Genomic DNA, 15,154 nt, shown 5'->3' on the forward strand with positions numbered 1-15,154 from the left:
GCCCTTCCTCATGTTGCAGGCCGAGGCATCTTGGCACGGGTGCGGTTTTCGGGTGCTACATCGTGATCGGTTCGCATTGCGTGGCGTTCGCCTCTCGTGTCGCCCCTCTGCATTCTAGAGGATGAAGCCGCCATCGATTGTCAGGCTGCTTCCCGTCATGAAGGAGGAGGCCGGGCTGGCGAGGTATGAGGCGAGCGCCGACACGTCCTCCGGGCGGCCCATTCGACGAAGAGGCATACGAGCGACGAGATGATCCGTCATGCCGTCCGTCATGTCGGTTTCGATGGGGCCGGGCTGGATGTTGTTGATCGTGATCCCGCGTGGGGCGAGGTCGAGCGCCGCGCCCTTTACGAACGCGGCGACCGCTGCCTTCGTCATCGCGTAGATGCTGCTTCCCGGCCCGATCGGCCGGATTGCGGCAATGCTGCCGATGGTGATGATGCGCCCGCCATCATGCATCCGGGCGATTGCGGCCTGGACGGCGAGCACGACGCCACGGACATTGACGTTCAGGGAAAGATCGAGATCGTCCAGGCCGAATGTTTCGAGCGTGGCCAGCCGCAATACGCCCGCATTCACGGCGGCAACGTCCAGACGACCATAGTGTGAGACGACCTGGTCGACCGCCGCATGCAATGCGGCTGGATCCGCGCTGTCTGCGTGAACAGCCATGGCGATGCCGCCCTCGGCCACGATTGCCGCAACCGTCTCGCCGGCCTGGTCGGGCCGGGAGACATAGGTCAGGCCGACGGCAAATCCATCCCGCGCCAATTGCCGGGCGATGCCGGCCCCGATGCCGCGCGATCCGCCAAAGACCATGGCGACTTTCCGTCGTGCAGACGGTGTTCCGGATCTTTCATTATCCTGACTGTTCATCATTATCATTCCTTTTTTGAATATTCATTCCATAATTGGCGAAATTTTTTACCGGATACCCCTCAGCGCCGTTCGGGCGACGGCGGCGAGTATCTTCGGGTCGGTGCCGGCCCGGGCCGAGACCCGGATTCCTGCGATGGTGGACATCAGGAACGCAGCCGCATCATCGGGTTTCATATCCGGCGAGACATCGCCGTCCGCCTGCGCCCGACGAATCCGTTCGCACAGGGCGGCGTTCAACACCTTGCCGAACCGTTCATGGATGTCCAACAGGTCGGCGTGCGAGGTTCCGAATTCGCAAATGCTGCTGACCCCCAGGCACATTTCCTGCGCCGTTTCGACCACGCGCTGCAGGAAGCGCTGTATGCCGTCAATGGCGCGGACGCCGCTACGCAATGCGGCCAGATGCGCCTCGACCTCCCCCGTCGCGTAACGGTGCATCGCATCGCGATAGAGCTGCCATTTGTCACCAAAGCTATTGTACAGGCTCTGCCGTCCGATCCCCATGGCGGTGACAAGCGCGGTCGCCGAGCTTCCCTCGAAGCCATGCTGCCGGAAGACGGCGATTGCCGCGTCCAGAACCTGATCCCGATCGAATTCCTGCGGTCGTGCCATGGACTGTCTCTAGGGGATTTGGAATGATCAGTCAATAATGTGGATGAGCTTCCCGCGGATCAATCCGTTGGCTCCGCCGCATGCCGGATCAGGTTGGTGCGCAGTTTGACAATGGCCTTTTGCAGCGCACGGAATTCATCCGGTTCCAGACCCGTCGCCTTGACCAGGGTTTTCTGTGCGCCCTTCTGGCGCAGGGCCCGCCCGGCGTCGGTCAGGCTGACGATGACCTGCCGTTCGTCCTTCGGGTCTCGTCCCCGGTGGAGGTAACCGAGGGTCTCGAGCTTCTTCAGGATGGGCGTCAGAGTGTTGGATTCGAGGAAGAGCTTCTCGCCCAATCCGCCCACGGTCTGGTGATCTTCCTCCCACAGGGCCACGATCGCGATCCATTGGGTATAGGTGACGCCCAGTTCCTCCAGGATCGCCTTGTAGGCGCGACCATAGGCCAGATTTGTGGAATAGACTGCAAAGCACATGAAATCAGCGAGTTGCGGATAGTTCGGCCTCGGCACCGGGGCATCCATCGGGCGTTTCTCCTGGGAAGGTCCATTTGATCCCGTATAACTCGTATGCGATTAAATCGGAAGATTTAACGTGTGTCGGACTCTCGCCTCTGAGGACAGGTTTCCTGCCCATATAAATCGGATGCGATTAAATCGGAATACTTGACTCACCGCCCCGCTAAGCCTATTAACATCGCATCCGATGTTATCGGATACGAATGGAGTGAGAAGCATGAACAGCCAGATGAAAACAGTGCTCTACACAGGCCACATCCACGCCACCGGCGGCCGAGACGGTGCCGCCCGCAGTGACGACGGCCATCTCGACATCCGCCTGTCGCCGCCCGGTTCGGGCGGACAGGGGACCAATCCCGAACAACTGTTCGCGGCTGGCTGGTCCGCCTGTTTCATCGGCGCGATACGCCTCGCCGCCCGTGCGCAGGCTGTCGCGTTGCCGGCGGACGTGTCCGTGGAGGCGGAAATCGATCTGACGAAGGACGATTCCGGCTTCGCCCTGCAGGCACGGCTGACCGTGAATCTTCCGGATCTCGACGCGCACATCGCGCGCGCCATCGTCGATGCGGCGCACCAGACCTGCCCGTATTCCAAGGCCACACGCGGAAACATCGACGTCGCGATCGAAATCGCCTGACCCACCCAATGCGTTTCCTGACTTTCCCGCGGATCCGTGCCGGTCCGCCGTTCTTCCCGGAGTCCCCGCCATGACCGTTTTCTCCTTCACCTCACCCCGTTTCCACGTCGTCTCGGTCGCCGTCGCGGCCGTGGCGGGCCTGTCCACATTCGGGACGCTGCACGCGATGCTGCCGGCGTCGGCCATGTTCCTCGGCTGGATTGCCTATGCGCTGGGCGGTCCCTCGCTGCGCGGTGGCAGCGCCCGCTTTGCCTCGTTCCTGTTCGGGCTGCTGTTCGGCATCGGTACGGCACTGGTCATCGCCGCCCTGACACCCAGCCTGGGGGCCGCAGCGACGCCGCTGGCGGTCTCGGGGGTCGTCATCCTCGTGCTCAGCCTGCGAACGATGGCGCCGTTCGACAACTCCCTGGCCTATTTCCTGGGACTGACGAGCTTCTTCTATTCGGGATTTGCGCCGTCCGTCGCGACGTTCGCCATCCTCGCCGCCGCGGGTGCGATCGGTGCCGCCTCCTGCGCGGGGGCCGTCTGGCTGGAGCACCGTGTGACACGTGGCCCGGCTTCCCCGCGTCCCACCGCGTCTGTCGCACTGTCCTGACGATCCGAGCGGAGATGAATGATGTTCACGCGCGACTGTATGGGGCTGGTCCTGATGGCGGCCCTGCTGATCCCTGCCGAGGCGGCCGTCGGCCAGACCGCAGCGGACTATCTCGGCCCCGCGGGCGTGGTGCCGTTGAATGCACCCCAGCCACCGGCCCGGCTGATCGTCGATCCGCCCCTGCCGGCGCCGCTGGCCCGTGGGCAGGTCTTCATCCAGTACCGGGCGGAGAATCTTCGGATCGAGCCCGTGTTCGGGCCCAAGGCGACGGAGGTGACGCCGCGGATCGGTCATCTCCACGTCTCGCTCGACAACGCCCCCTGGCATTGGGCGGACGCGAGCGGCGAGCCGCTGATCCTTGTCGGCCTGCCCCCCGGGCCGCACCAGGTCCTCGTCACGCTGGCGGATGCGAACCACCATCCGCTGGATCGCCAGATCGTCCATTTCGTCGTGCCGGCGACCGCCGCGAACACGCCTTCCAGCCATTAGCGTTCGGGAGTCATCCCCATGACCCACATTCATTTTCGCGATCCGGGCCGACGTCGTTTTCTCGGCTTTGCGGCCCTTTCCACCGCCGCGTTCGATCTCGGCCTGTTTGGTCGCCCCGTGCAGGCGGCGACACCATCGGGGAGCCGGCCGGCAGTCGCATCCGTCCTGCCGGCGCCACGACAGATCGATGCGGGACCTTTATCCGTCGGCTATGTCGAAATGGGACCGGCGAATGGTCCGGTCGTCATGCTGCTGCATGGCTGGCCCTATGACATCCACAGTTTTGCCGAGGTCGCGCCGATGCTCGCGGCAGGCGGCTACCGGGTGGTGGTTCCGTATCTGCGCGGATACGGCACGACGTTGTTCCGCTCGGCGGCCACGCCGCGTAACGCTCAGCAGGCGGTGCTCGCGACCGACGCCATCGCGCTGATGGACGCCCTGGGCATCCGCAAGGCGATCTTCGCCGGGTTCGACTGGGGTGCCCGCACTGCCGACATCGTCGCCGCCCTCTGGCCGGAGCGCTGCACGGGGCTCGTCTCGGTCAGCGGCTATCTGATCGGCAGCCAGCAGGCCAACGCGGCACCTCTGCCGCCGAAGGCCGAACTCTCCTGGTGGTATCAGTTCTATTTCGCAACCGAGCGCGGACGCCAGGGCTATGCCCGCAACACGAAGGACTTCAACCGGCTGATCTGGCAGCTTGCGTCGCCACAATGGCATTTCGACGACACGACCTACGACCGCTCGGCCAGGGCTTTCGACAATCCCGACCATGTTGCCGTCGTGATCCATAATTACCGCTGGCGTCTTGGGCTGGCGGACGGAGAGCGTCACTATGACGCGCTGGAAAAGCGGCTTGCGGCGTTTCCGTCCATCACCGTGCCCGCCATCACGATGGAAGGTGATGCCAACGGCGCGCCGCATCCGGCGCCGGAAACCTATCGGGGGCGCTTCGCCGGGCGATACGAACATCGCCTGATCCGTGGCGGAATCGGTCATAACCTGCCGCAGGAGGCGCCGGCCGCCTTCGCGGATGCCGTCCGTGCGGTCGTGTCATGACGATCCGCACGATATCTGAACAACCGTATGCGAAAGAATACGCCATGACAGGCATGTTTTATTCCAGGGCGCGGCGTCGGATCGGGCTCATGGCCTCGCTGGCGCTCCTGGCGAGCGAGGCCGGCACCGGCCGCTGCGCGCTGGCCGAGACAGCCGCCGAAAACCAGGGCGGCGAGGTGGTACCCGTTTCGGCATTGCCTTCCCTGCCGGTCGAGGGCGTGATGCCCTCGCTCGACGGCGCCGTGGCATGGCTCAATTCGCCGCCGCTCGACACACGACACCTGCGCGGCAAAGTCGTTCTTGTGGATTTCTGGGCCTATTCCTGCATCAACTGTATCCGCGCGGAGCCTTATATCCGGGCATGGGCCGAAAAATACCGGAACCAGGGGCTTGTCGTCATCGGCGTTCACACGCCGGAGTTCAGCTTCGAGACCGATATCGTCAATATCCGTCGGGCGGCGGAGCGGTTTGGAATGACCTATCCCATTGCCGTCGACAGCAATCGCGCGATCTGGCGGGCATTCGATAATGAATACTGGCCCGCCCTGTATTTCATCGATGCCCAGGGACGGATCCGTCATCATCAGTTCGGCGAGGGCGAGTACGACACGTCCGAACGTGTCATCCGGCAGCTTCTGGCCGAAGCCGGGGCACAGGCGAAGACTGACACGGCCCTGGTCGTTCCTCATGCCCGGGGGGCGGAGGCCGCCGCCGATATGGGGGACATTCGTTCGGAGGAGACCTATATCGGCTATGAGAAAGAAACCGGTTTCGCGTCTCCCCGGAACATTCGCCGCGACAGGTCGGCAACATATGCGTCCGGAAATCCTGGCCTCAACCAGTGGAGTTTGCTCGGCAACTGGACCGTCGGCGCCGAGCACGCGACCCTCGACGGACCGGGAGGTGCAATCACCTACAGGTTCCGCGCGCGCGATCTGCACCTCGTTCTCGGCCCTGCCGCCGGTGGGAAGCCCGTGAGGTTCCAGGTTCTCATTGATGGTGTCCCGCCCGGTGCCGACCATGGCAGTGATATCGACACCGCCGGCAAGGGCATCGTCACGGAGACGCGGCTCTATCAACTCGTGCGACAGTCAGGTGCCGTCAGGGAGCGGACGTTCCAGATACGCTTTCTGGATCCGGGCGTTGCCGCCTATTCATTTACGTTCGGTTAGTTCGCGCTCGGGCCGGTCGATTTCGCCGCCGTCGATCTGCACGACCTCCGGGACATGATCCATGGGAGGACGGGCTGAATCCTCTCGTCATAAAGATGTCACATTTCTGAACCGACGAAGCTGCTACGCACGCCGCGGGGATCGCATGGACGTTGAGGTACCGTGGACATGGTCGTGCAGGCGGATCGGCTGGAATGGATTGCAAAACACATTCTCCCGCATGAACCTCATTTGCGTATGTGGCTTCGCGGTCTCTCGGGCATTGAGGTCGATGATGTCGTCCAGGAAACCTACGCGATCCTGATCGACGCGGATGTCGTGCATATCCAGTCCCCGCGGGCTTATCTGTTCACAGTCGCGCGCAACCTGGCCCTGCAGCATTATCGCCGTGCCAAAATTATTTCGATCGTCGCACTGGCGGATTTCGACGCCCAAAGCATCATGGAAGATGCACCGTCGGTCGAAGAGATCGTCGGTGCCCGGCAGGACCTGAAGCGGCTTCATGCGACGATGGCGGAGTTGCCGACAAAATGCCGCGAAGTCCTGGTGTTGAGGAGGGTCGAAGGATGGTCGCAGAAGCAGGTCGCGCGTCATTTGGGCATTTCGGAAAACGTGGTGGAAAAGCAGCTTGCCCGTGCGCTGAGATTGCTGGGACGCGCGTTTGGCCGGAGCCGACCGGCCCAAAATGAGATGGCCGATCGTGAAAAGGCAGGTCGCCGATCCATCCGGTGACGCCATGGCCCCGGATCATCCGGACGATATAGCATTCGGCTGGGTCGCGCGCCTCGACCGGGGCGCATTGCCTGCCGAAGAGCAGGCGGCCCTTGACGCGTGGCTGGCCTCGGACATGCGGCATCGGGGTGCGTTTATCAGGGCGCAGGCGATCTGGCTGTCGCTGGATCGCGCCCGCGCGCTTCACGCGCCACCTCCGCCCCCTCCCGCAATTGCGCCTGCCATGCGCCCGCCCCAAGGGCGGCGGCAGATGATGCGCTTTGCGGCAGCCGCGGCGTGTGCTGCCCTGGTGGTGCCACGCCGTTCGCAGGGGCATGAACATGTCTGGCGCACGACGATTGGCACCTCCGCGCCGGTGCCCATGCCGGGCGGGCGGCTTATTCTCGATCGCGATACTTTATTGATGGGCTACGTGGAGGAGGGGCGTCCGCTTGAAGCGCGATTGCTGTGCGGGCGGGTTTGGGGTGACTGGACTGCCGTTCGATCGAGCACACCCGTGATGAAGGCCGGACAGACGTTGATTTTTCCCGGGGCCGCATCTTTCGTGGTTCAGCAATCGGCCCGCGTTACCGAGATACTTGTCCTGGCCGGCGCGGTACGCACCGATGCCGGATCGCAGGAATGGACTCTCGGAACAGGCCAGTGGATGCGCACAGGCGACGGCATGCTGCCACGCACGGGGACGCTGTCTGCCGACGAAATGTATCGTCGTACGGCCTGGAGCCGTGACACCCTTGAATTGCGAACGGAAACCTTGGCCGAGGCTGTCGCAATTCTAAATCTCTACAATCATCGTCGCATTGTCGTGCATGGCGCCGCGCTGTCCGCGCAACGTCTGGTCGGTGTGTTTCGCCTGAGCGATCCGTCCGGATTCGTGCGCGCGGTCTGCGCGATCCTGGGGGCGGAACATGTCGAATCGCCGGAGAAAATAGATATATTTTGAAATCATATGGTATGTCATGAATTTTTCACAATCTTTCTGATGGGCGTCGTGGCGGATTCCGGTCCCCTGCGCATCCTTCCGTTGAAACGCTCATTCAATCAGGAAGCGGATTGCCGTGAAACCGACATATCGCCAGGTCCTCATTCTCTGTTCGTGTCTCGGCACGTCCTTGCCGTTTCTCTCCGCAGCGCAGGCCCGTCCCACGGAATTCAATCTGCCACGTCAGCCTGTCGCGGATGCGATTCTTGCCTACGGCCGCCAGGCCAATGTGAGGATCGTATTGAAAGCGGCCACAGCCAATGGCGTGATTGCTCATCCGGTAAAAGGCGTCCTGGAGCCCGAGGCGGCGCTCTCGGCCCTGTTGCTCGGTACCGGACTGCAGGGCCAGCATCAACCTGACGGGACCATTTTGATCGAAAGCGCCGTACACGCGCCTGATGCCGCCGCGACACCGCACACGGGCCAGCGCAGGGCGGATACCGGCGCCTCCGAAAGCGTCATCGTGCTGGGTGCCGGGCATTCCCGCCAGGTCCAGATCCTGTCGCGGGCGGAGTTGCGCAAATCGGTCCCGGGAACGTCGCCTTTGACGACATTGTCGGAATTGCCGGGCGTGAATTTCCAGTCGTCCGACCCGCTGGGCGCCTATGAGTGGGCCCAGCAGATAACGGTCCGCGGGTTTATTACGGATCAGTTGGGATACACGCTTGATGGCGTGCCCCTTGGCAACATGCAATATCGCAATAACAACGGGCTGAGCATCGGCCGGGCCCTTGAAAACGAGAACAACGGTCCCGTCACCCTGGCGCAAGGGGCAGGGGCGCTCGGTACGGCTTCGACCAGCAATCTGGGTGGAACGATCCAGTTCACGTCGATCGACCCCACGGATCACTATGGGGTGGATGTCGCCGGTTCGGTCGGCAGCTCGAACATGTGGCGAACCTTTGCGCGCGTGAACACGGGCATCCTGCCCGGTGGCGGCAAGGCGTTCATCAGCTATGACTACCAGTTCGCGGATAAATGGAAGGGGTGGGGGCAGCAAAAGCAGCAGCAGCTCAACATCAAATATATCCAGCCGCTCGGCAGTTCGGTGAGGGCGACGACCTATCTCGACCTTGATGACAGACGAGAGGACGATTATCTCGACCTGTCGAAGTCCCTGATCGGCCGATTTGGCTATAATCACGACGATATCAGCAGAAATTACGCCCTGGCCGAACAGATTGCCCGCGCGGTCCAGAATGGTACGTCGATTCCCGCTCCCTATCAGAGCGCGGACGATACTTACTATCGGGGCGGTGGCGTCCGCCAGGACGTTCTGGGGTACGGACGGCTGGATTACGACATCTCATCCCGTCTCAGCGGTGCGACCACGGTGTACGGACATCTCGATCGTGGTCCCGGAACCTGGGCGGATCCCTACGACCCCACCCCGGCCGAGTTCGGGGGATCGCCCCTGTCCGTGTCCACAACCGAATATAATATGCATCGCGAGGGCGTCACGACCAGCCTTGCCTACAGGTTTCGGCGTCATCGCATCGAGGCGGGCTTCTGGTTCGAGCATAATCTGTTCAGCCAGGCCGCAAAGCTCTACCCGCTGCAGGCCGGCGTCGCGCCCGACGATTTCGAGAGATTCTACGACGATCCGTTCGACGTGCAGTGGCAATATGTATTCCGCACCAAGGTCTATCAGTTCCACATCGGTGATACCTGGCGCGTGACGCCGAAACTGCGTGTGAACGCAGGCTTCAAGTCACTCGTTTCCGACAGCTCGGCCCGCACCATCTCCAGCAGCAACCCGATCAACGCGTCGATATCGGCGTCCAACGGCTTTCTTCCGCAGGCCGGCGTACTTTATACATTCGATAGTCACAACGAAGTCTTTGCCGATTTCACCCGGAACATGGCGGCCTATACCGCGTCGGCGTCGACCGGCCCATTCTCAACCACGCAGGCAGGTTTTGACTATGTGCGCGGGAATTTGAAGCCGGAGACGACCAACACGGAAGAGGTGGGATACCGGTTTCACAATGCGGTGCTGCAGTTCTCCCTCACCGGATATTATGTCAATTTCGCCAATCGTTTGCTTGCCTCGTCGTTGAGTTCCGTGGTCGTGGGAAACCAGAACGTTCTTGAAAACGTGGGTGGAGTAACATCGCGTGGTGTCGAAAGCGCTGCAAACTGGCGTTTCGCCCGCAACTGGTCGTTGTATGGAACCTGGTCGTATAACGACGCGCATTATGATGACAATGTGGCCGTGCCCGGAAGCGCCGTCGTCGTGCCGATCAAAGGCAAGCAGGTCGTGGCGGCGCCGCGCAACATTGGCAATATCAAGCTGGCCTATGACGACGGTACGATCTGGGGACAGGTCAGCGGGCAGTATCAGAGTCGCCGCTTCTATACCTACCTCAATGATTCCCCGATCAAAGGAAGAGTCGTCTTCAACCTCGCCGCCGGATACCGTTTCCACCGCCAGGGCTGGTTGAACAATCTGGAGGCTCAGGTGAATGTGGTGAATCTTTTCGATAAACGCTATATCTCGAGCATCGGTACGACGGGGTTCGTCAATTCCGACCCTGGCGGGACCTACCAGACGCTCCAGGCCGCGCCGCCGCGGCAGGTGTTCTTCACGCTCAGCAAACATTTTTTCTAATCGACCGAAGTCGATTCATGCTTTCGGAAGGATTTGTCATGGGGAATACGATCATTCGCAGGCGTGAGGCGATGCTCTCGGCTTCGGCTGTGCTTGGCTCGTCGTTGCTGGGAATGGCGCCTGCATTCGCAACTGATGCGGACACGGGGTCACGAGAGAAATTTTCGTTTCTCTTCATCACGGATACTCATTTGCAGCCCGAACTCGATGCGCAGAAGGGCTGCAGGATGTGCTTCCGCCAGGCGTCGGGTGAGGTCGCCGATTTTGTCCTTCAGGGCGGCGATCATGTATTTGATGCCATGAATGTCACGCATGAGCGGGCGGGCAAGCTGCTCGACCTGTACGAGATGACCGAGCAGATGCTTGGCAAGAAGGTCTATCATACGGTCGGCAACCATGATTGCTTTGGCGTTTATGCCAGTAGCGGTTGTGCCACGGGGGATCCCGAGTTCGGCAAGAACTATTTCCGCAAGGCTTTTGGCGAGACATATTATGCCTTCGTGCATAAAGGGGTGCATTTCATCGTTCTCGACTCTGTCACCATCACCCCGGACCGGGATTATGAGGGACGGATCAGCGCGGAGCAGGTCTCCTGGCTCAGGGCCTATCTCTCTGCCATCGTCCCCGGAACGCCACTCATCGTGGCGACGCATATTCCGATCGTGACGGCCTTTTACACCTATGCCGATGAAAGTCCCTCTCTCTTCAAGCATCAGGCGTTGAGCACGGTCAACACGCGCGAAATCGTGCAGCTCCTCGTCTCACATAACGTGCTGGCGGTTCTCCAGGGTCATACGCATGTTCTGGAGCGGGTGGAGCATGGGGGCATTCCCTTTATTACCGGGGGCGCCGTGAGCGGCAATTGGTGGCACGGCACGCATCTGGGAACGCCCGAGGGATATATGGTCGTTCACGTGGACGGCAACACCGTTTCGACCGAATACAGGACCTACGGCTTTCGCAGCGTAGATCCGAAGAATACGTGACATTTCGCCGCTTTCCGGTCGTTCGTGGTCGAATGCGACAATCGAGCCGATTGCGACCGGATCTGTGACGCGTTGAGGGAAGGTGGGTTCGATATGTTCGAACGGGATACCGTCGGGCGGGTGGCAGTCCGGACGAACCAGCCTGCTGCCATCCGATCGCGGGCGAGGTGTCTCGCCTGCGATCGACAGCCAGCTTCCTTTCGAGGCTGCACAGCATATCTGAATATTGATAGGTGAGTCATTTGGAAAAGCTGAGTTATAGAATGGAATATAATAGAATTTGTTCTGAATGTCGTAATGTTTTTCAGAAGTTATTTGGGTCTTCTGGATTCGAGAGTCATTAAGATTTTATGAAATCTATGTTTGTGGGATAAAAAATTCCAAATCTTTCGGCTATGAGCAGGCTGAAACAAAACCGGTGTGTTTCCCATGCTGCATTTTGCCCCCTTTTCAGCGTTGTCCATTCTCGCTCTTGTCATCTGCTTTCTGCTGGTCTGCGTCTTTGAGTTCGTGAACGGATTTCATGATACGGCCAATGCGGTGGCGACCGTGATCTACACCAACTCGCTCAAGCCCAGGACCGCGGTCATCTGGTCGGGTCTGATGAATTTCGTTGGCGTCATTCTGGGTGGCATCAGCGTGGCTTATGGCCTGGTGGAGCTGTTGCCGGCGGATGTGCTGTCGCCGCCCAATGGCGATCCGGCGGTCCCGATGCTGATGGCGCTGTTCGGCACGGCACTGGCGTGGAACCTGTTCACGTGGTGGTTCGGTATCCCGAATTCCAGTTCCCATTGCGTCATCGGGGCCCTGATCGGGGTGGCGATCGGCGATGCACTGCTGCACACGCGCGATCTGGGCAACAGCGTCGACTGGTCGCAGATCTGGAAGGTGCTGCGCGCGCTGGCGATTTCACCCATCCTCGGACTGGTCGGTGCCGGGGGGCTCTATTTCATCCTGAAGCATCTGGTGAAGGATCCCGACCTGTACAGCCCGCCCAAGGGCGAGAAGCCGCCGCACGGCTGGGTGCGCGGTCTGCTGATCCTGACCTGCACCGGCGTCAGTTTCTCGCACGGCAGCAATGACGGCCAGAAAAGCATCGGCCTGATCATGCTGACGATCATCGGCATCCTGCCGGCGACTTTCGCACTCAATCCGGGCGCCGCGCCGGACGTGTCGCATGTGGCCGAACGCGCGGCGATCGTGGCCCCCCTGCTCGACACATACGACCATGACGGATTGCGGGGCGAGGCTCTGGCCGCCGCTGGCCGCCTGCAGCAGACGAAGCCGGATGCGGTGGTGCCGTCGCAACTGCGTGCCGATATCTACGAGGTGGTGGCCGGCCTGAAGGCCGTTGCCGCCAATCCGGCGGCCTCGGCCGAGGACAGGAAGACGGCGAAAGCCATCGGCAACCAGTTCCGCCCCACGGTGGAGTACGCGCCCTGGTGGGTCCGTCTGCTCAGCGCGCTGTGTCTGGGGATCGGCACGATGGTGGGCTACAAGCGTATCGTCCATACGCTGGGGGAAAAGATCGGCAATACCCATCTGACCCCGGCCCAGGGGGCTTCGGCCGAACTGGTGGGCGCGGGGCTGATCGCTACCGCCGGCTATACGGGGCTGCCGGTCAGCACTACCCACATCATCACCGCCGGCATTGCCGGGACGATGCTGGGCTCGGGCTCGGGCATCAATCGCGGCATGCTGGCCAAGATCGCCCTGGCCTGGATCTTCACCCTGCCGGTGACGATCGCCATCGCGGCCGGCCTGTTCTACGTGATGAACATGGGATGACCGCCCGGACGGGTTCGGCCTGATTAAAGGCCGAACCTGCCGACAACGGCATCATGCACGGTCCGTCTCCCGCCGGCTTCACCCTCTCGGGCGCGGCGTGATCCGGGCCGACGGGCCGGCCGAGAAGACAGCGCAGGCCACCTGTCTTCAGGTGCGCGTCAAACGAGACCTGGCGCGGCCCAGGCGGCCTATTCCGGCCGGCCTCCTGTCCCGGCATCGGAGGATGCCTCTGTTTTACTCCCCTGACGCATGCAGGATCGCGACGGAGGCTTCCCCTGTCAGCACGCGGAAGGTGAAGCTCTCCTGAAGGTACAATTCCACGGTGGAGGAGGAGTGGCTGCTGTAGCCGATCGAGAAATCTTGACCGATATCCAGTTCGAAATCGCCGCCACGGGTCGACAGAACGTAAGCGCCTTCAATGGCTGGCGCGCAGATGATCCTGCCGTCGATGAGGCGCTCGATGTGCCGCAGGACCGGATAGCCATCTTCGTTTCCGCCACTGACGGCGGCATAGGCGCTGGCGCCGAAGATAACGGCATAGGGGCCATTCACGCCGGCGAGACGCAGTTCATTGAGCGCGTCGGCGATGACGGAGGGATAGTCTTTCGCGGAGGCCGGAAGAGAAAATGTCCGGTTGGATGTTCCTTCGCGGATGCCCTGGATGCCGGCGGCGGCGTATCCGTCGAATACGGCGCGATCCTCGGCGTAGGCAATTTTCTTCGCGGCGTCCTTCACCGGCTGCCAGTCCGAATCCAGAGCCCCGCGCTCGACGTCGTCGATGGCCTCCCGGCTGAGAGAAAAGGGGACGCGTAGTTCCACCAGCGGCAGGACCTCGCGCCGAAGGGCCCGGACCCCGTCCGCGGGGCTATCGATCCGCGCGGTGTGACCCGTGGCAATGGCGGAGAAGCCGACGCCTTTTGCCTCCGGCACGTCCACGACGCGGCGGCCGGCAAGATAGCGTTTGAGGGTACGGGACGCCTCTTCTTCGATGTCCGCCCAGGCGGCGTCCGAGATGGGGGCAAGTTCCCGATGCAGATTATTCATATCAGACTTCTTCCTTCAATGACCCGATACCGAGTGAGCCGTTCGCCGTGGGGGCCGGGGTGGCGTCCTGCGCCTCGTCCTGGCCCTCCATGGCTGCCGCGGAGCCGACGTTCGTGGGTGCCGCGTCCAGGAAATCGGCGGTCGGGATGAAAAACAGCGATCCCGTCACGGCGCGGCTGACGTCGAGGAGGCGGTCGTAATTGCCGGGCGGGTTGCCGATGAACATGTTGTCCAGCATCCGTTCGATGCGGGCGGGCGATTTTGCGTAGCCTATGAAATACGTGCCGAATTCGCCCTTGCCGATCTCGCCGAAGGGCATGTTGTCACGGACGATCTGAAGCTGCTGCCCGTTCTCCTCGATGTTCGTGAGGACATTATGGGCGTAGCTGGGCTTGGCGGCATCGGCCAGTTCGATGTCCGACAGCTTCTTCCGCCCGATGATCCGCTCCTGCTGCTCGACCGGGATGGCATTCCATTTTTTCAGGTCGTGCAGGTATTTCTGCGTGATGACATAGCTGCCGCCGGCGAAGGCAGGATCTTCGTCCCCTATGATCGTGGCGGCGGCAGCGTCCTGGGTCGCCGGATTTTCCGTGCCGTCAACGAAACCCAGCAGGTCGCGCTCGTCGAAATATTTGAAGCCGTGCACCTCGTCGGCCACGCCTGCGACGCCTTCCAGGCGGGAGACGATATGGGCCGCGAGCTCGAAGCAGAGGTCCATGCGGGCCGCACGGATATGAAAAAGCAGATCGCCGGGCGTGGACGGGGCGTGATGGACGCCCTCTATGGCGCGGAAGGGATGAAGGTCCTTTGGCTTGGGGCCGCCGAATAGACCCTCCCAGGCGTCCGAGCCAATGCCCATGACGCAGGACAGCCGGCCGTCGGGGATGCGGAACCCGACACCGCGAACGAGCGAGGAAAGATCGCCGCACAGGTCACGCACCGTGGCGCCGTGTCCAGGGCCGGGATGCAGGGTAAGTGTCAGGAAAATCGCGGCGCTTGTCAGTCTGGTATCGACGGGTTGTGGTGTAGCTGGAGGCACGCCTTACTCCCTGCACG

At 61.8% G+C, this 15,154-nt stretch carries 15 protein-coding genes; 10 read left to right on the forward strand and 5 right to left on the reverse strand.

Annotation, left to right across the window (positions count from 1 at the left end; translation table 11 throughout):
- Window positions 1-114: 114 nt before the first annotated feature.
- From HLH28_RS04345 to HLH28_RS04355, 3 genes are read right to left on the reverse strand one after another with little or no spacing between them, the layout of a single operon-like run.
- On the reverse strand, window positions 115-885 hold the full coding sequence (locus HLH28_RS04345) for an SDR family NAD(P)-dependent oxidoreductase (RefSeq protein WP_408869816.1): 771 nt from the start codon (window positions 883-885) through the stop codon (window positions 115-117).
- Between the two features lie 39 nt (window positions 886-924).
- Window positions 925-1,491: a TetR/AcrR family transcriptional regulator gene (locus HLH28_RS18465; protein ID WP_182955091.1), complete on the reverse strand. Its 567-nt coding sequence runs from the start codon at window positions 1,489-1,491 to the stop codon at window positions 925-927.
- Between the two features lie 59 nt (window positions 1,492-1,550).
- Window positions 1,551-2,012 (reverse strand): MarR family winged helix-turn-helix transcriptional regulator, encoded by a 462-nt coding sequence (locus tag HLH28_RS04355; protein WP_182955094.1) that lies wholly within the window; start codon window positions 2,010-2,012, stop codon window positions 1,551-1,553.
- Between the two features lie 211 nt (window positions 2,013-2,223).
- Here HLH28_RS04355 and HLH28_RS04360 point away from each other — a divergent pair, with 211 nt between their 5' ends.
- The 10 genes from HLH28_RS04360 (at window position 2,224) to HLH28_RS04405 (ending at window position 13,054) form a co-directional block, all read left to right on the forward strand.
- Window positions 2,224-2,643 carry an organic hydroperoxide resistance protein gene (locus HLH28_RS04360; protein WP_182955097.1) on the forward strand — a complete coding sequence of 140 codons (420 nt, stop codon included), beginning with the start codon at window positions 2,224-2,226 and terminating at the stop codon, window positions 2,641-2,643.
- A 70-nt stretch (window positions 2,644-2,713) separates the two neighbouring features.
- Window positions 2,714-3,238, forward strand: a complete 525-nt coding sequence (locus HLH28_RS04365; protein WP_182955099.1) for a DUF1097 domain-containing protein — start codon at window positions 2,714-2,716, stop codon at window positions 3,236-3,238.
- 18 nt (window positions 3,239-3,256) lie between these two features.
- Complete coding sequence (locus HLH28_RS04370) at window positions 3,257-3,727, forward strand: DUF6130 family protein (protein ID WP_246395673.1); 471 nt, start codon at window positions 3,257-3,259, stop codon at window positions 3,725-3,727.
- An 18-nt stretch (window positions 3,728-3,745) separates the two neighbouring features.
- Window positions 3,746-4,783: an alpha/beta hydrolase gene (locus HLH28_RS04375; RefSeq protein WP_182955103.1), complete on the forward strand. Its 1,038-nt coding sequence runs from the start codon at window positions 3,746-3,748 to the stop codon at window positions 4,781-4,783.
- Window positions 4,780-5,955 carry a thioredoxin family protein gene (locus tag HLH28_RS04380; RefSeq protein WP_182955106.1) on the forward strand — a complete coding sequence of 392 codons (1,176 nt, stop codon included), beginning with the start codon at window positions 4,780-4,782 and terminating at the stop codon, window positions 5,953-5,955. The genes HLH28_RS04375 and HLH28_RS04380 overlap by 4 nt, the downstream gene beginning before the upstream one ends.
- 168 nt (window positions 5,956-6,123) lie before the next feature.
- On the forward strand, window positions 6,124-6,687 hold the full coding sequence (locus HLH28_RS04385) for an RNA polymerase sigma factor (RefSeq protein ID WP_182955111.1): 564 nt from the start codon (window positions 6,124-6,126) through the stop codon (window positions 6,685-6,687).
- Window positions 6,656-7,630, forward strand: a complete 975-nt coding sequence (locus tag HLH28_RS04390; protein ID WP_182955114.1) for a DUF4880 domain-containing protein — start codon at window positions 6,656-6,658, stop codon at window positions 7,628-7,630. The genes HLH28_RS04385 and HLH28_RS04390 overlap by 32 nt, the downstream gene beginning before the upstream one ends.
- Window positions 7,631-7,745: 115 nt before the next feature.
- A complete protein-coding gene (locus tag HLH28_RS04395) occupies window positions 7,746-10,280 on the forward strand; it encodes a TonB-dependent receptor (protein WP_338029652.1) in 2,535 nt (844 codons plus the stop codon).
- A 38-nt stretch (window positions 10,281-10,318) separates the two neighbouring features.
- Window positions 10,319-11,266, forward strand: a complete 948-nt coding sequence (locus HLH28_RS04400; protein WP_246395674.1) for a metallophosphoesterase family protein — start codon at window positions 10,319-10,321, stop codon at window positions 11,264-11,266.
- Between the two features lie 429 nt (window positions 11,267-11,695).
- The gene (locus HLH28_RS04405; protein WP_182955117.1) at window positions 11,696-13,054 is read left to right on the forward strand and encodes an inorganic phosphate transporter; all 1,359 of its coding nucleotides are present in this window, start codon (window positions 11,696-11,698) and stop codon (window positions 13,052-13,054) included.
- A 234-nt stretch (window positions 13,055-13,288) separates the two neighbouring features.
- Here the strand turns inward: HLH28_RS04405 and HLH28_RS04410 are convergent, their stop codons facing one another.
- Both HLH28_RS04410 and HLH28_RS04415 read right to left on the reverse strand, forming a co-directional pair.
- A complete protein-coding gene (locus HLH28_RS04410; protein WP_182955120.1) occupies window positions 13,289-14,098 on the reverse strand; it encodes a family 1 encapsulin nanocompartment shell protein in 810 nt (269 codons plus the stop codon).
- 1 nt (window position 14,099) lies between these two features.
- Complete coding sequence (locus tag HLH28_RS04415) at window positions 14,100-15,137, reverse strand: Dyp-type peroxidase (RefSeq protein WP_182955123.1); 1,038 nt, start codon at window positions 15,135-15,137, stop codon at window positions 14,100-14,102.
- Window positions 15,138-15,154: the final 17 nt, after the last annotated feature.

Source organism: Gluconacetobacter tumulisoli (genome assembly GCF_014174155.1).
Lineage (GTDB): Bacteria > Pseudomonadota > Alphaproteobacteria > Acetobacterales > Acetobacteraceae > Gluconacetobacter > Gluconacetobacter tumulisoli.